Here is a 20,175-nt window from a genome sequence, read left to right as displayed (position 1 = left end):
TTTCCCATTCCCCTTCTCCTCTCATGTTATACTAGAAGGTATCGTATGACTAATAAAACGATAATTATTAAATAACTTAAAATGAATAACAGAATCTGCTTCTATTATTCAAGACAGCTAAAAATTCTATTGGAAGGTGTTTAGATGAAATCTCTTGTGTTATGTGAAAAGCCAAGTGTTGCGAGAGAAATAGCCAGAGTGCTTGGTTGCAATAAATCCACTAAAAATTATTTGGAATCAGATAAATATATAGTGACTTGGGCTTTAGGCCATTTAATTGAATTAAAAATGCCCGAGCATTATGATCCCAAATTTAAAAATTGGAATTTAGATGATTTACCAATTATTCCACAGAAAATGGAATTAAAAGTGATGAAGCAAACCAGTCATCAATATAAAGCCATTGAACAACTGGCAAAAAGAAAAGATATTAAAGATTGTATTATCGCCACAGATGCAGGGCGTGAAGGAGAATTAGTCGCACGTTGGATATTAGAGAAAATCCGATTTACCAAACCAACTAAACGATTATGGATATCTTCACAAACGGACCGAGCAATAAAGGATGGCTTTAAACAACTAAAGCCGGGAAAAGATTACGATCGCTTATATCAATCCGCTGTGTGTAGAGCACAAGCAGATTGGCTAATCGGCTTAAATGTTTCAAGAGCCTTAACAACGAAATTCAATGATCCATTGTCAGCAGGGCGTGTTCAAACCCCTACTTTATCAATGGTTCTAGAGAGAGAAAAAGAAATTCAATCCTTTGTTCCAAAAGAATATTGGACCATCACTGCACAAATAGATTCTCTACAAGCGAAATATGAAAAGAATCAAGAGAGAAGAATCTTTTCAAAAGAAACAGCAGAAAAAATTGTAGCTAATACGAAAGGGAAGCAGGCAGTGGTTGAGACGCTTACCGTAAAAGAAAAAACAGAGCATCAGCCATTGCCTTATGATTTAACAGAACTCCAGCGAGACGCAAACCGCCGATTCGGTTTTTCTGCCAAAAAAACGTTAAATGTCCTGCAGAAGCTATATGAGCAACATAAACTTGTCACCTATCCGAGAACGGATTCACGATACTTAACGACAGATATGAAGAATACGATGATTGATCGCATTGAAAGTATATCCGGCGCATTTAAAGAAGAAGTTCAACCTATCTTACGTAACAAGGGGAAGGTCGAAGCAAATAATGTGTTCAATAACAATAAAGTATCTGACCACCATGCCATTATCCCGACCGAGCAGCCTGTATTTTTAAACCGGTTAGATAATGAGGAAGTAAAAATTTATGACTTAATCGTAAAAAGATTTTTGACGTTATTTTATCCAAAATATAAGTATGAAATTATTTCTACTACATTAAACATTAATGGAGCTTCCTTTGTCGCTCAAGAAACAAATATATTAGAATTAGGTTTTAAAGCTTTAGACTCTCGCAAAACAGATTCTTCAAAAAATATACAGCTTCAAAAGGGACAACAATTAAAAGTCCAATCTGTAAATTTGGAGCAAAAATTTACGGAAGCTCCATCACGTTTTACAGAAGCTGATATTCTAGGAAAAATGGAGAAATTCGGACTGGGGACTCCTGCTACGCGTGCTGAAATAATTGAAAGATTGCTTTCATCTGAGGTATTAGAAAGACAAAATGGGAAATTACATTCTACCTCCAAAGGAAAACAGCTTCTCAATCTCGTTAATGATGATTTGACTACTCCCGATTTAACGGCAAAATGGGAGCAAGAGTTAGAGGATATCGCTAAAGGAAAAGCAAATCCTCATCAATTTATGGAACAAATTAAAGAGCAGACCAAACGATTTGTCCGGGAAATAAAACAAAGTGAGAAATCGTATAAAATGCAAAATCTCACTGGCTCCAAATGTCCTGAATGTGGGTCTTTCCTAAAGGAAAAAAATACAAAAAACGGAAAAATTCTTGTATGCTCCAGTATGGATTGTTCTTTTAGTAAAAGAAAAGATCCTAAACTTTCCAACAAGCGTTGTCCACAATGCCATAAGAAAATGGAAATCCATAATGGAGTGGCCGGTACCTATTTCCAATGCAGAAACTGCAATGTAGTGGAAAAAGCTACAGACCGTAAAAAGACCATTAACAAAAGAGAAGAACGGAAACTTGTTCAGAAATACAGTAAAGACGAAAGCTTTGGAAATAGTCTAGGTGATTTATTAAAAGCCGCGATGAAAAAAGACGATTAAAAGCTACAAGGCTGGTATATTCGCATTCCAGCTAATAATTACTCCAATATCATCCGAAAAGTTATGGATAATTTCGGATGATATTTTTTATGTACTTTGCTACTATTACAAGCCGTTCACACTACTCTTTGCTTCCATGAATCAGTATTCTTCATTTTCTTCATCGATTATTAAACTTTTCTAATAAAGTACTCGCACTTAGTTCTCTAGTGGAGGCAACTTGCCAATCCGCTTTTGCAAAAACATCTCCTTGTCCTATCCCGACAGAAAACATAGGTGTCTGCAGAATTCCACTCAAGCCTGCTTGTCCATCCTCTATCGCAGCACACTCATGATAATCGACCCCTAAGCAATCTGCTGCTGTTAAAAATATTTCCGGATCTGGTTTTCCCTTTTTCAGGGAATGTGGATCTACTATGCATTCGAACCAGTCTCTTATTCCAAAGCGATCCAATAAAAAAGGTGCATTGGAACTAGAGGATGCAATCCCAAATTTAATACCCATTTCCCTAAGATCTTTCAAAAATTCATACATTCCTGGCAGCATATTTTCTACTGTGAATTCCGAAATTAAAGCTTTATAATATTCACTCTTGCGATTTCCTAACATTTCCTTTTCTCTATCTGTAAATACTTTATCTGTTTGTGCAACTAAGTCGTCAATTAGCACCTTTCGCGGAACACCTTGATATCTTAAGTTATCTTCTCTAGTAAAGGATGCCCCAATCTCCACCGCCATTTTTTTTGTTGCTTTGTAATATAAGGGAACAGTGTCTGCTATAACACCATCAAAATCAAAGATAACTGCTTGTAACCGATTAGCCATAAAAACCTCCCATAAATAAAAAAATCCATTATAGCTATTTTACCAAAAATGCTTATTATTTGTTTCTCTTGCGATAAGATCAATTATTATCCTAATGTTACGATCAATCAGTTTATTTCTCTTTCTAAAAAAGCTACAATAGAAGCAGCATCCATTCCATATTGGGATTCATGTTATACATAGAGCTAACCGCTTATAGAAAAGGAGAATAAAAATGAGTACATTTCAAGAAAATTTACAAAAATATGCTGAACTCGCAGTAAAAGTCGGTGTAAATATCCAAAAAGGACAAACACTTGTTATTAATACATCCATTGAATCTGCAGAGTTTGTTCGTCTTGTCGTAAAAGAAGCTTACCAAATTGGCGCAAGTAATGTTGTAGTCAACTGGAGTGATGATATCGTTACTCGTACAAAATACGAATTGGCACCAGATGAAGCATTTAAAGAATATCCTGAATTTAGAGCAAAAGAGACGATTTCACTTGCAGAAGAAGGGGCAGCCTTCATGTCTGTAGTATCTTCTAGTCCAGACCTTTTAAAAGGGATTGATTCTGAACGAATTAGTAACTTCCAAAAGGCTTCTGGAACAGCTTTAAGCCAATTCCGAAAATATGTACAGTCTGATAAAGTAAGCTGGACCGTAATTGCTGTTCCATCCAAAGCTTGGGCAAATCTTGTTTTCCCAGACGCTCCTGAAAACAGCAGAGTGGAGTTACTATGGGATGCTATATTTAAGGCTATTCGAGTAGATCAAGCAAATCCAATCCAAGCATGGAAAGAGCATGATAAAACACTTCATACAAAAGTGGATTACTTAAATGAAAAAGCATACAAACAGCTTCATTATACAGCTCCAGGTACAGATTTAACGATTGAACTTCCAGAAGGACATCTATGGTGTGGAGCAGGATCTATCAATGAAAAAGGTTTTGAATTCATGGCAAATATGCCGACTGAAGAAGTCTTCACTGTTCCACATAAAAAAGGAGTAAATGGAACTGTATCAAGCACAAAGCCGTTAAGCTATGGCGGAAACATTATTAATAATTTCTCCGTAACCTTTAAAGATGGTCGAATTATCGATGTAAAGGCAGAAGAAGGGGAAGAAATTCTTCGTCAATTAGTTGAAACAGATGAAGGTTCTCATTATCTTGGAGAAGTAGCTTTAGTACCACATCGTTCACCTATTTCACAATCAAATATTCTTTACTACAATACTTTATTTGATGAAAATGCCTCAAATCACTTAGCAATCGGAAGTGCATATGCATTCTGTATTGAAGGTGGAAAAAAGATGTCAAGTGAAGAACTAGCTGAAAAAGGTTTAAACGATAGTATTACACATGTCGACTTTATGATAGGATCAGACAAAATGAATATTGACGGTATTACCGTAGACGGAAAAGTAGAAGCAGTATTCAGAAATGGAGATTGGGCATTTTAATTTTAAGTAACTAAGTTCAATAAGGATGTTCCATGGAATGTTTATGTTATGAAACATTTCACGGAACATCCTTTATTTTTTACTATTCTTTTAATCTTTCTATTTTACCAAGCTAATCGATTTAATTCGTTGAGATAAGTCCAATTGGATGATTAGTTTATAGTTTCCTGCTGTATACGTAGCTATAGACCCAGCCTCTTTCGTAACAAAATCATCTGGCTTCCCGATTGTATCCTGAATCGATTGTACTGATTCTTTTAAACGAATACCTGGAATAGAAATAGAAGTAACAAGATCGGTTTTCTTATCATAGTAATAAGTAATCTCAGGAAAATCCAATTGACTATATTTCTGATTATAATCCTTGATTGTATAATTAGAATTAATTTTCTTTATCTCTTTTATATTTGTTCCGATTGGATATTGGGCGCCTATCAACATTCCTTGTTCCGCTAAATTCTTTAAACTAGAAGTAACAGATAAGTTTTTATATGGATAGTAAAATTCCGTATCATCCAGCCATTTATTGATAATTTCCTTATTTTTAATAGAAGTTCCATCTATTTTTACTAATTTCCCGCTTTTCTGCTCAAGCATCCACGTATCAAATTCCATTTGGTCGGTATCTTTTTCCCTTAAGGTTTGTATATAATTTTGTTGAATGTTTTTGATATTTTTACTATAGATACGCATTCCATAATCAGTTAGGGTAACTAATTTCCCATCATGAATGGTATAGAAATAGGCCATTACCTCATTTGCTTCTTTCCCTTGGTAAACAGCCGCAATATTTTGCTGGTTAACAAGAAATGTTCCTATATTTTTTTGCGATAAATTGAATGTCATAGGATTGGGTAATTCTAGATCTTGTTTTACTGCTTTCTTTCCGTATTCTTTCGTCCATAAGTAAAAGGCAAAGTCTCCAGTCACAATCGTATCGTCTTTTTCCCCTAGATCCGTATCTTCTACTTGCTGATATTTCCTTTCCCCTTCTCCTATAATATATAATTCATACTTTTTCTCTTTCACGTTTATATCTATTTCAAAATAAGCATTATCTTTCGTCCATTGTAAATCTTTCTTAATCACCATATGTTTTTGATCCAGCTCATTTTTATGTTTCTCTGTTAGATAGGAATTTACCATAGAAGTGATTAAAATCCCTGCAATTATAATGACTCCGACCACTATTAGCCAGATATATTTATTTTTTTTCATTATCTTTCTCCTATTTTCCAAACACATCTATACTCCTTTAGAAGGAGTTAGAGTTTCACTTTATGGATAGTTGTCGTTCTAGTTGTTTAAAATCAAGCATAACTACCATAATTTCTATTATTGAAAGCTCACTAAAGATAATTCCAATTTTTTATTGAACTTCATATATACTTATTAATAGTACCAAATTGCTCTCCAATCTACAAATCTAGCTTTTTCCAGCACCTATTTCCCCCTTCTCCGAGACCTTTACCACACAACATATGGACTATCCACCGCTCACCCATTCCCCATATCCAAGGACCTAACTTGCGTCAATATAAATAAATATGAGATGATTAATATAGCTAGCTATATATATAAATAGAGAAAACTCCGATCCTCGTGGTTTTTCTTCACTCTTGCTAATATTAAGCACCTTACTCAGTCTTTTCGGATGCCTTTTTCCTTATTGATTTCACCGCCCGTTAAAATGGAGATAAAAGATTCTTAAAATTAGGAGGGATAAAATGAAACAACTACATCTTATAATCAATGGAAGGGTACAGGGCGTAGGTTTTCGATACTTTGTCCAAATGATTGCTATGGAAAATCAGATAACCGGCTGGGTTCGCAATAAAGCAGATGGAACCGTGGAATGTAGGGCTGTAGCTTCTTCTGAAACACTGCGAGCTTTTGTGGAAAAAGTAAAAAGGGGTAATCGCTTTGCCAGAGTGGACCATATAGAAATACAGGAAAGTGAGCCAGAAGAACTATTTTCGAGCTTTAAGGTTATTTATTAAATATTCCATAGGACATATTCAATTTCTGCCATGTTCTATTTTTATTAAATTATGCTTGTATAGACTTGAAAATAATAAATTTTCATGTCAGAATAATAATATTTTAAAAAACAAAATAAGATGTACATATATTATTAGGAGGATCATATGTGGAAAGACTTTAAAGCATTCGCAATAAAAGGAAACGTAATAGATTTAGCAGTAGGGGTAATTATTGGAACGGCATTCAGCAAAATTGTCAGTTCACTAGTAGATGATTTGATCATGCCGCTGTTCGCCCATTTTATTGTCGGCGTAGATTTCTCAACATGGTCTTATTCAAGTATAAATTACGGAAACTTTATACAACGAATTGTTGACTTTTTCATTATTTCTTTCTCTATCTTTTTAGTAATTCGTTTTTTAAATCGCTTTAAGAAAAAGGAAGAGGTCCAAGAAGAAGCAGTAACTGTTGATACTAAAGAAGAGCTATTAAAAGAAATCCGTGATTTACTAAAAACAGAAGTTATTCGCGATAAAGATGGTTTAAATTGAAACCTTTTTGTGCCTTGTTCGTATTACTATATAAATTAAACACAGTACAGGAGTGAAGAAAAATGTATGCATATAACCCAAGTAATGAATATATGCCTTCTGTTTTAAGAACTTTTGCTCTTTCTCTAGGAATAGCATTTATCGGAACAATGATCGGTAATTTCGTCCCAGCCAATTTATTTTTACCGTTATCAATTTTAGAGGTTGTTCTTTTATTAATCGCTATTTTCGCAAGAAGAGGAAAATCTTTATCTTATGGTTTCTTATTTACCTTTACGTTTATTTCAGGGATTACCACTTTTCCAATCGTCTCTTATTATGTATCCACAGTTGGCGGAAATGTTGTCATTAATGCTTTGGGTACTACGACAATTGTGTTTGCTGGGGTTGCTATATATGCAACAAAAACGAAGCGTGACTTCTCTTTCTTAAGAGGAATGTTACTCGCTTCCCTAATCGCTTTAATCGCTATCGGGATTTTCAATATCTTTTGGCCATTAGCAACAGGTGGCATGCTCGCGTATTCCTTCATTGGTGTCCTAGTATTTAGCGGCTATGTGTTGTATGATTTTAATCGAATGAAACATTATGGTATAACAGCAGATCAAGTCCCTTTAATGGCCTTGAATTTATATCTCGATTTTCTAAATTTATTTATAAGTATCTTACGTATTTTCGGAATTCTGTCCGAAAGAGATTAAAAAGGTTTGAGTAAAGAGGCCAAAAACCTCCTTGCTCAAACCTTTTTATATGTATGCCTATAAATAATCCGCTATTTGTCTTCTAATTAATCGAATCATTTCTTCTGGATTATCTTTTATTACAAAAGAGTGCACTCCACGATTTGTATGTAAATATAGCATTTTATATTGATTACTCGAGGGCTTAAAGGAAATGTCATGGATGGTGTGTAAATGAAATGTCTGCTCGGCGCTAGTAACTCTATCACTCCATAAATCAAGACTTTTTTCTTCTTCGATTATTTCCATATTCAAGTCAATCTTTCTTGTAACAACAAAATAAGAAAGAGAAAATATTTTCACCTTTACCTCCTTGCACCTATCCCATAGTATAGAATGATTATGGATAACGAAATTAAACGCTATCCACCTGCAAAATCAGACAGTGTTATTAGACAATATTTTGGAGAATGCCATCATTTCCTGGAAAATAATTTGGTATTTCGACAACATGAAAAATCGATTTTTATCAATAATGAAAATATTCTCTTTCTCCCAGACTTTCTTTCGACAAACTTACTAGCTTTAGTATGATTTTATTTATTATTAGATAGGCAAGAGAATGACATCACATTCCCTTGCACATCATCAATAACTTCTATACTTCTTTGCAAGTTCTTCTGTTTCTTTCTTCCGTTTCTTTCGTGCTTCCGCTCGTTCCTTCGCTGATTCGTAAAGGCTCTTTTCCTCTTCTGTTTGTGGAATAACTTTGGGAACTTTTGTCGGTTTTCCATTTTCATCGATGGCAACCATCGTTAGAAAGCTAAGTGCACATAAATGGCGCTCTCCAGAAATTAGATCTTCTGCTGTTACTTTTACAAATACCTCCATGGAAGAAGTTCCTGTATAGGTAACAAAAGCTTCTAGACATACAGCATTTCCCTCATGAATTGGATACAAAAAATCGACTGAATCAGTCGAAGCAGTAACAATTCCTCTTCTTGCATGACGCATCGCCGAGATAGCAGCTGTATCATCAATATAGGCCATTAATTTGCCACCAAATAAAGTTCCATAAGTATTAGTATCTGTTGGAAAAACAATACTTGTTTTCACCACTAGTGACTCACTACAAAATTTTGACTCTTCCATAGCTCCTCCTTGCATATTCATGGGAGTTTTCTTCTTGTTTAACATATCTACCATCTTATTATATGCTAATTTAGGAGGAAGAGTCTAATATTGCTTAGATTAAGGTTATCGAAAAAAAGAATTTTTCTTCCGGGCTTTTAACAAATCCCCCATCCACCCTCGTGATTTAAGATAGAAATATACAACAACCGTGGAGCCAATAATTATTGCTAAAGAAAAAACGTAGCCGAATTTCCATTTTAGTTCTGGCATAATTTCAAAGTTCATTCCCCATAATGCTCCCCAAGCCATAATTGGTGTACATATTGTAGTGAATACCGTCAGTGTTTTCATAATTTCGTTTCCTCTATGTTGGGATACTACTTCTTCAAAATCAACGAGATTATTTAATTCTTTTTGATATTCTTCTACCAAAATTAATCCTCTTTCGATTCTCTTAGTAACACGAGCATATACCTTTCCTTTTGTGATTTCCTCGCCAAAAGCTTCCTCTAATGAGTATCTGATTTCAAGAAAAGGAATCATGACATTCTTCCAAACAAGAAGTTCATGTCTAGACTGATATACTTTATCTAATGTTTTTATACTATTTCTTTGTTTAACATCCCAAATCAATTGTTCTAACTGTTGTTCATAAGCGTCTATATGATACAAAATATCTGTCATTACTTTTCCTAGAATAACCATAAATCCTTCAATCGGTGTTTGTGCATGCTTAATCTCTTTTAATAGATTGTTTCCATCAATATGTAAACTATTATCCTTATAATCATAAGTGATTAATGTATCGCGTGATAAGAAAAAATGAAAAATTTCATAATCTTCTCTTTTATCTATTTCTCTATGGTATATAAGCGAACCACTTAATACTTCTTGATCTTCTTCTGATGTATCAATATGAAGATAGTTACTTCGATTCCCTTTTATATCGCGAAACCATGTGTTTATTAATGGACCCTTTTCAAAAGAAACTTTCTGTATATCCGCTTCTTTCAATAACTGAAACCAGTCCCAGTTCTCTAAACGGTATCTTTTCACTTGAATCTCCCCTTAAACGCTTTTCTATTATTATTCCCTGAATGACGTTTGTAAAACTTATAATAGGGTAAATAAACAATAGGATGGAACGAGAAGGAATAAAATTAGGAGGGATTATCTCATGTTTGGAAAAAATTCAATGCGTACATTTGCAATTGTCGGGGCTGGATTAGGAAGTTTTTTCCTGTTTACATCAAAAGGAAAAGACATGTTTCATCGCTTTAAAAGCAAATTCAATTCTACGCAACAAGAGGACTTACTTTCTAAAGCAGGAAATCCCGCTCCAGATGATATCGGTGACAACAATATGGTAAATGAAGGTGCTATGTATTCCGTAAATTACTATAATAAACAAAGAAATAGTAACTAGTTTCGATGCAACTAAATGAAAAGGTTCATTACTCGGACTATTCCTTTCATCTAGTAATGATTAATTAAAAGACATTTATGTACAGAATGGGAAAACTTGAATCAGTAGAGAGAATCGACTGATTCAAGTTTTCTCTCATAAATGAACTATCTTTTTATTCATAACTTTTGGCTTCAATTGATCCTTCGCCCGTTTCATTCTTGTTTTGACCGTTGATAACGGCGTTTTTGTATGGTTGCTTATCTCTACCAATGTTTGATTGTGGTAATAAAAAAGCAGTAAAGGTTCTTTGTACATATTTGGTAGTTCTTCTAATGTATCAATCATCTCTTCTTTTTCACATTTGCTCATTAATGTTTCCTCAGGTTCCAAAGCCACAGAAGTATCTCTCGCATATGTATAAACAGACTCTTCCCAAAACTTCTTAGATGTTTTCTCTTTTCTCCAGTAGTCTCTACATTTATTTAGAGCAATTTTATAGAGCCAGCTTTTCACTTTATGGTGGTCTTCAAAGCTGCCAAATGAGGTATACGCGGAAATTAATACTTCCTGATACAAATCTTCCGCTAGTTCTTTATGCTTAACAAGCGATAATATATAGATATAAATTGATTTTCCGTATTCCTTCACGACTTGTTCAAATAATTCTTCTTGATTTCCCATAGTATATGTTTTATTTATTAGGGATTCCATGTTCTTTCTTTTTCCCCTTCCCAGTTTTACGATTCTACTTAATAAACGCTTGCGCCTATGCGAATCCCTACACTTTTTTAAAAATTTTTATTGGAATTTATTCACTGGTGTCAGCCACATAGAAACTCCAATTTTTTTGCATATTGTTAAATAATGCATGGAAGCTAATATAACTGCTCCTAAATTCATCCCAATTGCAATTCCGCTCATTTGAAGCTGGCTTAGAGATCCTAAATAATAAATCGCTGCATAGGAGAATGATGTGGCCCACACACTATGAAAAACCGCATCTTTCAACAAGCCCAAACCAATTAAATATGCTTGCATGGGAATGGTGAAGTAATGAAGTAAAAAATAGGGCCATAAAAGCTGCACAATTATAGCTGCCTGAGTAGAGTGAAAAAAGGTCATCGTCAGTGTGTCCGCGTAAAAATAAAAAATCCCAACAGATATGGTTCCGTAAATAGCTGTTATGATCATCACTTGCTGCAATAATCTTTGTAGTTTTGCATAATCTTTTTGTACATATGCTTTTGAAACAGTTGGTATAAGCATTGTCATGAAACTATGGGATATAAAAGCTGGAAAAAAACCTATTGTCATCGCTATCCCTGCAAGCATTCCATACTGTTCTGTCGCATTTGCTACCGTAATTCCTGAGGCAACAAGTGCTCCTTTTATAAGAAAAGGCTGAATGGCATGTGTTAAAGCATGAAATATTCGAAGACCTGTTGTCGGAATAGACACAGATAATAAATCCTTCCAAATGACTTTCCCATTCATGCTTTCATTTTTCCCTTTTTTAATTCGTTGATATTGCACAAAAAACATATGCAATAAGTATAATAATACGACTGTATCACTCCCTACAATGGTAAAAAAGGCAATCAATACAGAAGTATTTAAATCAAAGGAAAACCATTGAAACAAAAAGACTAATAAACCTAGTTGAATAATTTTTTTCAAAAAATTAGAAGCTGCAATTTTCCCCATTTGCTGTTTTCCCATAAAATAACCTCTTGCAATAGAAGTAAAGGAAATAATCGGCAATAGAAGAATAACTAGCCACTTCAAGAGTGGATGATAATCATAAAAAATAGGGATAAAAGGTATGATGATAGATGCGATGGTGGTTAGAAAAATAGTAAAAATAATGGTCCACTTTAATACTTGCTGCAGCATCGATAAATGATACTTGGAATCTTTTTCAGCAATAAATTTCGAAATGGATGTTGGCAATTCAAAGGTAGCAAGCAGTACAATAAGAAAGATAGTAGGTAATATGGTCATAAATAAACCTAGTCCATGTTCTCCAAGTTCCCTTGCCATTACCATATTAATAATGAATTCAATACATTCGCCAAAAAACGCGGTAACAATTAATAAAAAGGTCCCTTTATAAAATGAACTCATGAATCTCTCCCTCAATCTATCTTCCACAAGCATGTAAGTAAAAGATGTGTGTTTATTTTCTCTTCTTTAACATCATATGAGACAAGTTCAAAAAATATTTTCCTAGATTGTCTTTTTCTTTATTGAAGAGAGAGAAATGTCTTAATTAAACGTTTGATTAAGGGACCTATTCCATTTCATTTAAGGATTTTTTATTAATTGTTTATTCTACAAGCGAGTGTTTAAAAGCATAAATGACAGCCTGCGTGCGATCCTGTACTTGCAGTTTACTTAATATATTGCTTACATGTGTTTTAACCGTTTTTAGAGCAATAAATAATTGGTCAGCAATTTCCTGATTACTCTTCCCTTCCGCCATTAACAAGAGAATCTCCATTTCTCGGGTAGTTAGCTCTTCGTGCAGAGGTGTAGATTTCTTTTCTCGCATTTTTGTCATCATTTTATCGGTAACTTCAGGCTCAAGGACAATTTGTCCTTGATATGTTTCGCGCACAGCTCTTGCAATTTCACTCGCCTTGGATGTTTTAAGCATATAACTTGTAGCCCCCGCCTGCAAAGCAGGATATACCTTTTCATCATCAAGAAAACTGGTAACAATAATAATCTTTGCATCCTGCCAAGCGTCTATTATTTGCCTCGTTGCCTCAATTCCATCCATTTCATCCATTACTAAATCCATCAAAATCACATCTGGCTTTAATTGAAGAGCAAGCTCGACAGCTTTACTGCCATTTTCCGCCTCTGCAACAACTTCAATATCTGTCTGTGCAGATAAATAAGAAGAGACTCCAATCCGCACCATTTCATGATCATCCACTAGCAATACTCTAATCATTTAAATCCTCCTTTCTTCCCAAAATCGGTACTTTCACTTCTAATCTTGTTCCTTTATTTTCCAAACTTATCAATTTTAATACTCCACCAATTTCGGCTGCTCTTTCGTGCATATTTTGAAGTCCATAAGATCCTGCTTTTCTCTTATCCACATTAAAGCCGACACCATCATCGATGATTCGCAATATAACAAATGCCTCCCTTTGAATAAGCTGTACTTCTAGGGAACTTGCTTTAGCATGTCGTAATGTATTGGATACCGATTCTTGAAGAATTCGAAAAAGATGATCTTCAATTCCTTTATCCAAATCGATATCTTCTAGTTTCATTTCTATTTCTAAAGATACCTTTTGCTGAAGTTCATGTAATAATTCAACAATTCCCGCTTTTAACGTTTTCCCTTTTAAAGCGATTGGTCGTAAATGAAGTAATAAAGCTCTCATCTCTAATTGAGACTGTTGAATCGTTTCCTCTACTAACTGTAATTGTCGTGATTCATGATCATTCGTTTTCGGTCTTGTTTCATTAATTGCTGATAACAGCATCGATGCCGCAAATAATTGCTGGCTAACCGAATCGTGCAATTCTCTGGCCAGACGATTTCGCTCTGCAATAATGACAGTTTGAACCTTCACCTCTTGATCTTCCGCTTTCTCATTTACGAGTTTCTGAGATAACTTCGTTTGTTCCACTAATTGATTCTGCAGTTGAATGATTCTATAGCTTAAAGATTGGAGCTCCTCTGTTGAACCAATTGGCTGAACTGGATAATACTCCATTTTATCCATTGTATGTAAGGTTTCTTCCATGGAACGAATTTGTTTTTTCCAAGAAAATCCTGATAAATAACCAATTAAAACACCTAATGTAATATCCACACTGATTAAAAATAAAATAAATGGAACATCCATTACTTCTTTTTCCCACAAAGCACTCCAGTTTGACGGTGGAAAGACGATTAGATAGCTTATAGAAAAAAATACAAGTAAAAGAAGGGATGCACTTACTCCCCACAAAATTTGTCTTGTTATAATACTCATATTCTTTTCACCTCTAAGCTACCTGTAATTAATGAGGTGAAGATTTTCACTCTCGTCTCAGCCTGATCAAATCCAGCTGTCCGAATGCTTATATTTTGATTCCAAATCTTTTCTTCTGCTTCACTAAATATTTGATAGGAACCAAATAAACTAGAATGGTGGATACTGACTTCCATATCATAAGGGATATATACCTTCACATCTCCGACAATATTTCGAATCATCATAACTGTTTCACCCTCTGGTAACACCGTGTAGCTAAGGTCCACAGTAGTATTCGTTATGCCACCCTGAATGTTGATATCGTCCCATTCATATACATGATCTGGGGTGATATTACGGCTAAAGAGAGAATTCGTAAACAAGGGCTTTTTCTTTATTATAGTTTCTTCTGTCTGTATGGCCGTTTCCTTATCTCTTATGATTGGTTTAATAATATCCTCGGTATTCTTTTTTTGAAATAATTGAAAAAGGTAATAAGCAAGGAGTGTAAACAAGATAATTTTCACTGTAACCATATTTAATATACTAACGATTAAAAGCAGGCTCCCTATCCAAAAAAGAATCTTCCCAGCTCCGCCGTTCCGTGATTTCTTTGATATATAAATCATGCCAATTGAAACAAGAAGGGAAAAGATTAGTCCGGGATTAAAGACGAAGATTTCTAATAACAAAAAACCTCCAACAATATAAACCCAATTTGCATAGTTATCTTTTATTTGTTTAAACATTGGCTATTCTCTCCCTTCTTTATTTTATTTGGATGAATATCTTTAAATAATAGAAGGCTGGCTTTACATGCTCCAGCCTCTTTTAGGATACCATTTTTTTATAAGGAAATGGAGTCATCTTCTTTTTTTAACATATCTTTCTCTAATGCTGCTAACTTTTCGTCCATTGTTTGTTTATAGTATTCTGTATTTATTTTTTCTTCTAACGTTTCTATATATTGTTCCATTTCACTGAATCGCGTTGGATTTGTTGGATTCGCCTGTTTTTCTTCTAAAACTTTATTCATTGTATGATGGGCTTTGGTTATATTTTCTTTTGCCATCAGCTCCATCTGGCGTATTTTCATATCCTTCAATTTATGCTTCATGTCCATATATTTCGTTTCTATTTCATGCAATTGCTGCTCTGTATTTTTTAACGACTCTGTTAAGCGTGCTACTCTTTCTTCATAATGAGTCTGCTCTTGTTTAGCATAAGCAGAAAGTTCTTCTTCCCCTGCTTTGCTTGCCACCTCAGCCTGTCTTTGTCTTTTCTCCGCCATTTGTTCAGCCTGTTGTAATTCCTTCATGAATTCTTCTTTTAATTTATATTGTCTTTCGACCATTTTTTTTACTTTATCTGTCTCTTTCTCACATTCTCTTACATATTGATTTAAAAGCGCGATTGGATTTTTTTCTTCCTTCTTATCTAATAAATGATTAATGTCGGCCATTACCGTATTTTTTATTCTTTCTAATAGATTTGTCATGTTAACCTCTCCTTATTTATTTAATTCTGACCACTGTTTTTCAAAATTTACAAAAGGGTCATCCGTTGTTTTATTTGTAATAATGTTTTGCTTGTTGTTCCACTTTTTGTAAACAAGATACAATACATATGCGGCTGCTAATCCGATGATAGCAGGCAGGTTACTAGCCGTTATGATAAGCATAATCACTCCGGCTATTCCCCACCACAGCTTACCTGATGAGCTTGTTGCTTTCGTGTATTGCTTAAAGGCAAAATAAAGAATTGCTGCACTAATAACTAAACCGAGTATTGGACCTATCTGTGATAATAGGATGATAGAGGCAACTGCCCCAATAAGAAATAAACCAAATTTTTTCATTTTACTTTTCGCTCCTTTCTTATCTACTATGTTACCTCCTTCAAGTTTTTTTCATAACATGCCTTAGCTTGATTTTCCACTACAACTTTAGTCTTAGAGAATACTAATCCTAAAAAAACAAAGAAAAAACTGTTCATAATGGAACAGTTTTTCTTCTACAGTAATTATTTTTCTGTGCCTGTCAAAAAGCTCTTGGAGCGAATTCCTGATCTTCTAAGAACAAAATCTACATCTACTTTAATATCTGCTTTTGAAAATTCTTGATTCCACTTGTCTTTTATTTTCATAAATGAATCATAGTCTTGCCTTCTCATTGCTTCTCCAAATCCGAAAATATCCGTTTCGTATTGGCTTTGAACATGTGAAATGGTATTCGATATTTCTTGGGATAAAGCTTTATTCACTAGTTTTTCATATTTTTCAATGGTCCCCAGCTTATCCACACTTTTATAGCATTGCGTACCCTCAAGATATCCTTCCGCTTTTATCCCAACATGAATTACAGGCTTATTATTCTTCCATTTAGAAGTTGTTTCTGTTTGCGATTCTGTTACACGAATAGCACTATAGTCTCCCTGTCTGCATTTAATGGTAAAAGAAGTAGTTTTTAATTCATTCCGAACCCACAAATAATTTCTCGAATCTTCCATGCTCAGAAAATCGATCAATTTACCCTTTTTAAATATCGCCAGAGAATCAACGACTATTATTGCATCCGGAGTTACCTTCATGATATTTTCCATACTATTTCCTTTTTCTACATCTCCTTTTAAACGGACAGTTGCTAATACTGGTTCTTTTCCTTCTAGGTTCAGTTCGGAGATAAACTCAATAATACTCATTCCCGGGTCTCCTCCCCAATCCTCTAATAAATGATCCAATTGTGGAGATAACTTTAAGGAGGATGCCTTTCTATAATGGGCAACTACTTTTAAGATATCTTCTGCCTTTCCATCTTTTGCAATAATAATTTTAAAGTCATCCCGTATCTCCCTATTTCTTTCCAAAAAGTCAATAAAATCAAGCATTCCCGACCTAGCTATTTCCTCACTGATTACCAGTATCTTCATATGAGAGAAAACTAGAAACTGTGCATAGTACTCATTTAAGTGATGCGTAATTTCAGAAATAGTATTTCCCTCAATGCCCTCTACTATTGTGGGCGCATTTCCGGCAGCCGTTTGGGTATTTAATTCTACTGCATTCAATGCCTCTACTGTCAATTTATATTTTGCATTTTCGCCTTTATCAATGGCCATCCCTGATACTAATTTAATTTCTGATAATTCTTTTCGATCCCAACAACCAGTTAATAGAAACAAACAGTTTAGTATACATAGAAAGACACAAATTTTCTTCACTTTTCCTTCCCACTTTCCGGTTTAGGCGGAGATGGGGACCCTTGTGGCTTTTGCCTATTCTTTACATTTGGACTTAAATAGGAAGAACGCTTATTAATGGACCATAGCGGAAAACGAACAAATACGTCCTTTTGATCTTCAATAATAAATGGAGCAACAGGTGCTAAATACGGAACTCCAAAGGAACGAAGAGAACTTAAGTGTGCAACCATAAATACAAGTATTAAAAGAACACCATATAACCCTAAAATAGAGGCAACAATGATAAGAACAAATCGAATAAGTCTAGATGCGTTCGCGAAGCTATAATTGGGAAAAACGAAATTAGCAATCGCAGTGATCGCCACGATGATAACCATAATATTGGAAATAATTCCTGCTTCAGCGGCTGCCTGTCCAATTACTAAAGCCCCTACAATCGAAACCGTCTGACCAACGGCCCGGGGCATCCTTACTCCTGCTTCCCTTAAAATTTCAAAGGTAATTTCCATGATAAATACTTCTACTACAGCTGGAAAAGGTACATCCTCCCGCTGTGCAATAACACTCAGTAATAAAGTGGTTGGCAGCAGCTCTGGGTGAAAAGTCAAAACTCCTACATATGCGGAAGGCATAATTAAACCAATCATAAAAGATAGATAGCGAATTAAACGTACGAAACTACTCATAAAATAGTTTTGATAGTTATCTTCAGGAGAAGTGAAAAAATCAGTCAGTACTGCTGGAACAATTAATACAAATGGTGATCCATCAATGATGATGACAATTTTTGCATCCATTAAATAGGTAGCTACTGCATCCGGACGCTCTGTATTCATCGCTAATGGAAAAACAGTCAAGCTTTTATCTACAATTAATTCCTCAACATTCGCTGACTCAAATACAGCTGAAATATCAATTTTATTTAATCGATTCCTTACTTCTGTTACTATTTTTTCGTTTGCAATCGAATACATATACCCCATGTATACATTCGTACGCGTTTCGTTTCCTATCATAAATTTTTCAAAACGCAATTGGTGATTTCTTATTCTTTTTCTTATTAAATTGATATTTGTGGAAGCATCTTCTACAAAAGAATCCTTTGGTCCCCGTACGACTGTCTGTGTAGTAGGCTCGGCTACTGATCTGCCTTCACTATTTAAATAATTTAAACTAAGTGCCTGCCCGACTCCTCTAAAAGCAATAACGATACGTCCTTCCAAGAGAGAAGAAACGATTTCATTAACCTTTTTTAATAATTTATATCCAGAAACACCAAAACTTTTTTTACTTAAACGCTGTAGATCCTCAATAGTTTCAACAACAATATCTTTATCGGCTGAATTCTCTAACGTATTTCCTAACATCTCTTTTAACATTTCTGTATTAACTACTGTTTCTAAATAATAAATACAGCCTTCACTTTTTCCAACTCGAATCACATCTGACTGCAGATCAGCTGTATTTCCAAAGGTTAAACTTATCACCTCTCTCAATGCCTCAAAGGTAAGTTCATCAATCCCTATTTCTTTCGCTTCGGTCGGTACGACTTTAGAGGGTATTTCTTTTTTGCTATTTATAGACATCAGTTTTTTAAAATAATTCATATTTTCAACCCCCTTTTTTCATCCCTTTGTTCTTTCCATTTTTTCATTAACAACACAAATGTAATCAAAATAGGTACCATAAATTCCAGTGGAACATGAATAAGAAATAAGTCTACATTTAATCCTTCCACGATATGGTCCGAAAAATCGGAAGAAATGAAGATGGTAAACATCGTTGTGATACAGGCAACTGGCATAGCAAAATATCGGTAAGGTATCCGAAAAATATACTCCATTCCTTTTAAGCCGCCATATAGAAACACAGAACCTTTAATTAATATTCCTAACATCATAATAAATACTACGAGCACGTCGATCCTTTCCAAAAACTCTCCTATACTGACAAGTCTTGCCGCTATCAATAATGGAAAATTGGCTCGCGCTGCTGTATTTTCCCCTAGTGTGGCTATAATGATGAAAACCGATGATAGTAAGATAATACTTGCGACAACAACACTAACTAAAGCTACCTTCTTCGTTGCTTTAAAATCTCCAATATGAGCGAAAATAACCGTAAATGCTATCAACTCTCCATATGGGAAGGCAACGATGGATGGAATAGCTGCTTTCATTATTGGCTTCATACCATTACTTAAAACTGGCTGCACATTAGTAAGGTTTATTTTTTCACCAGCATATAAAAAGATAAACAGCAGGATGATAAATAAAAACATATAGGGACTAAATATTTCAGCTGTTCTTCCTAATACTTCAATTCCTAAATATAAGATATAGCCAATTACTAACATAAGCGCTAATATTGTAAATTCGATAGGTGTCACAGGCAGAATGGCAGATGTGATTAGTTCCCCAAAGTCTCTAATTACTCTTGCAGACACATAGAGGAAATAACTTAAGTATACGAGAGCTAATACGATAGCAACTTTTCTAGAAAAGCAATATTCCATCATCTCATATAAGTTTTTCCCAGGAAGCAATGACATTAAATAAAGATAAAAACTTATTATAATTACGCCGACAATCATACCAATTAAAACAACTATCCATGCGTCTCTTTTGGCATCAATTCCTATACCAATTACGATAGAACTTCCCAAAAGGAAATTTATAATCATCGTAAATATTTGGGTTAAAGATAGTTTTTCTGTCAACATAATCACTCAGCACCTTA

Annotated in this window: 21 protein-coding genes; 6 read left to right on the top strand and 15 right to left on the bottom strand. The window is 34.5% G+C overall.

The genetic code is table 11. The features are described from left to right. The first annotated feature begins 144 nt into the window (after nt 1–144). Nucleotides 145–2,226: a DNA topoisomerase III gene (locus C2I06_RS22340; protein ID WP_095330696.1), complete on the top strand. Its 2,082-nt coding sequence runs from the start codon at nt 145–147 to the stop codon at nt 2,224–2,226. Between the two features lie 160 nt (nt 2,227–2,386). On the opposite strand, the gene pgmB is transcribed toward C2I06_RS22340, so the two are convergent. Then, on the bottom strand, nt 2,387–3,052 hold the full coding sequence (pgmB, locus tag C2I06_RS22335) for a beta-phosphoglucomutase (protein WP_123258884.1): 666 nt from the start codon (nt 3,050–3,052) through the stop codon (nt 2,387–2,389). Between the two features lie 214 nt (nt 3,053–3,266). On the opposite strand from pgmB, the gene C2I06_RS22330 reads away from it, so the two are divergent. Then, nucleotides 3,267–4,499 carry an aminopeptidase gene (locus C2I06_RS22330; RefSeq protein WP_095330693.1) on the top strand — a complete coding sequence of 411 codons (1,233 nt, stop codon included), beginning with the start codon at nt 3,267–3,269 and terminating at the stop codon, nt 4,497–4,499. Nucleotides 4,500–4,598: 99 nt separating this feature from the next. Here C2I06_RS22330 and C2I06_RS22325 read toward each other — a convergent pair whose 3' ends face one another. Then, nucleotides 4,599–5,717, bottom strand: coding sequence for a DUF4309 domain-containing protein (locus C2I06_RS22325; protein ID WP_163186762.1), 1,119 nt, complete (start codon nt 5,715–5,717; stop codon nt 4,599–4,601). A 509-nt stretch (nt 5,718–6,226) separates the two neighbouring features. Between C2I06_RS22325 and C2I06_RS22320 the strand changes: the two genes are divergently transcribed. The 3 genes from C2I06_RS22320 to C2I06_RS22310 all read left to right on the top strand — a co-directional run bounded on the left by C2I06_RS22320 (nt 6,227) and on the right by C2I06_RS22310 (nt 7,734). Further along, a complete protein-coding gene (locus tag C2I06_RS22320; RefSeq protein ID WP_123258882.1) occupies nt 6,227–6,499 on the top strand; it encodes an acylphosphatase in 273 nt (90 codons plus the stop codon). Between the two features lie 147 nt (nt 6,500–6,646). After that, nucleotides 6,647–7,033 (top strand): large conductance mechanosensitive channel protein MscL, encoded by a 387-nt coding sequence (gene mscL, locus C2I06_RS22315; RefSeq protein WP_095330689.1) that lies wholly within the window; start codon nt 6,647–6,649, stop codon nt 7,031–7,033. Nucleotides 7,034–7,095: 62 nt separating this feature from the next. Next, complete coding sequence (locus C2I06_RS22310; protein WP_095330688.1) at nt 7,096–7,734, top strand: Bax inhibitor-1/YccA family protein; 639 nt, start codon at nt 7,096–7,098, stop codon at nt 7,732–7,734. A gap of 57 nt (nt 7,735–7,791) precedes the next feature. Here C2I06_RS22310 and C2I06_RS22305 read toward each other — a convergent pair whose 3' ends face one another. From C2I06_RS22305 to C2I06_RS22295, 3 genes are all read right to left on the bottom strand, one after another. Further along, entirely contained in the window at nt 7,792–8,076 is a 285-nt protein-coding gene (locus tag C2I06_RS22305; RefSeq protein WP_095330686.1) for a hypothetical protein, read from the bottom strand. Between the two features lie 285 nt (nt 8,077–8,361). Beyond that, nucleotides 8,362–8,865, bottom strand: a complete 504-nt coding sequence (locus tag C2I06_RS22300) for an acyl-CoA thioesterase (protein WP_095330730.1) — start codon at nt 8,863–8,865, stop codon at nt 8,362–8,364. 105 nt (nt 8,866–8,970) lie between these two features. After that, on the bottom strand, nt 8,971–9,903 hold the full coding sequence (locus C2I06_RS22295; protein WP_095330684.1) for a magnesium transporter CorA family protein: 933 nt from the start codon (nt 9,901–9,903) through the stop codon (nt 8,971–8,973). 121 nt (nt 9,904–10,024) lie between these two features. Here C2I06_RS22295 and C2I06_RS22290 point away from each other — a divergent pair, with 121 nt between their 5' ends. Further along, the gene (locus tag C2I06_RS22290) at nt 10,025–10,273 is read left to right on the top strand and encodes a hypothetical protein (protein ID WP_047941743.1); all 249 of its coding nucleotides are present in this window, start codon (nt 10,025–10,027) and stop codon (nt 10,271–10,273) included. Nucleotides 10,274–10,408: 135 nt separating this feature from the next. Here the strand turns inward: C2I06_RS22290 and C2I06_RS22285 are convergent, their stop codons facing one another. From C2I06_RS22285 to C2I06_RS22240, 10 genes are all read right to left on the bottom strand, one after another. Then, a complete protein-coding gene (locus C2I06_RS22285) occupies nt 10,409–10,966 on the bottom strand; it encodes an RNA polymerase sigma factor (RefSeq protein ID WP_123258881.1) in 558 nt (185 codons plus the stop codon). Nucleotides 10,967–11,053: 87 nt separating this feature from the next. Then, complete coding sequence (locus C2I06_RS22280) at nt 11,054–12,379, bottom strand: polysaccharide biosynthesis protein (RefSeq protein ID WP_123258880.1); 1,326 nt, start codon at nt 12,377–12,379, stop codon at nt 11,054–11,056. Between the two features lie 202 nt (nt 12,380–12,581). Beyond that, the gene (locus C2I06_RS22275) at nt 12,582–13,214 is read right to left on the bottom strand and encodes a response regulator (protein WP_123258879.1); all 633 of its coding nucleotides are present in this window, start codon (nt 13,212–13,214) and stop codon (nt 12,582–12,584) included. After that, entirely contained in the window at nt 13,207–14,253 is a 1,047-nt protein-coding gene (locus C2I06_RS22270) for a sensor histidine kinase (RefSeq protein ID WP_123258878.1), read from the bottom strand. Before C2I06_RS22270 ends, C2I06_RS22275 begins: the two co-directional genes overlap by 8 nt. Beyond that, nucleotides 14,250–14,984 carry a cell wall-active antibiotics response protein LiaF gene (gene liaF / locus C2I06_RS22265; RefSeq protein WP_123258877.1) on the bottom strand — a complete coding sequence of 245 codons (735 nt, stop codon included), beginning with the start codon at nt 14,982–14,984 and terminating at the stop codon, nt 14,250–14,252. Before liaF ends, C2I06_RS22270 begins: the two co-directional genes overlap by 4 nt. 98 nt (nt 14,985–15,082) lie before the next feature. Continuing rightward, complete coding sequence (locus tag C2I06_RS22260; RefSeq protein WP_095330676.1) at nt 15,083–15,733, bottom strand: PspA/IM30 family protein; 651 nt, start codon at nt 15,731–15,733, stop codon at nt 15,083–15,085. Nucleotides 15,734–15,745: 12 nt separating this feature from the next. Beyond that, nucleotides 15,746–16,093, bottom strand: a complete 348-nt coding sequence (locus tag C2I06_RS22255) for a lmo0954 family membrane protein (RefSeq protein ID WP_095330674.1) — start codon at nt 16,091–16,093, stop codon at nt 15,746–15,748. A gap of 164 nt (nt 16,094–16,257) precedes the next feature. Then, nucleotides 16,258–17,454, bottom strand: a complete 1,197-nt coding sequence (locus tag C2I06_RS22250) for a Ger(x)C family spore germination protein (RefSeq protein WP_123258876.1) — start codon at nt 17,452–17,454, stop codon at nt 16,258–16,260. After that, the gene (locus tag C2I06_RS22245; protein ID WP_123258875.1) at nt 17,451–19,043 is read right to left on the bottom strand and encodes a spore germination protein; all 1,593 of its coding nucleotides are present in this window, start codon (nt 19,041–19,043) and stop codon (nt 17,451–17,453) included. Before C2I06_RS22245 ends, C2I06_RS22250 begins: the two co-directional genes overlap by 4 nt. Next, a complete protein-coding gene (locus tag C2I06_RS22240) occupies nt 19,040–20,158 on the bottom strand; it encodes a GerAB/ArcD/ProY family transporter (protein WP_123258874.1) in 1,119 nt (372 codons plus the stop codon). Before C2I06_RS22240 ends, C2I06_RS22245 begins: the two co-directional genes overlap by 4 nt. Nucleotides 20,159–20,175 lie beyond the last annotated feature (17 nt).

Source organism: Niallia circulans (genome assembly GCF_003726095.1).
In the GTDB taxonomy this organism is placed as follows: domain Bacteria; phylum Bacillota; class Bacilli; order Bacillales; family Cytobacillaceae; genus Niallia; species Niallia circulans_A.
The sequence above is the reverse complement of the archived record's forward strand: the minus strand, read 5'-3'. Positions and strand labels throughout refer to the sequence as shown.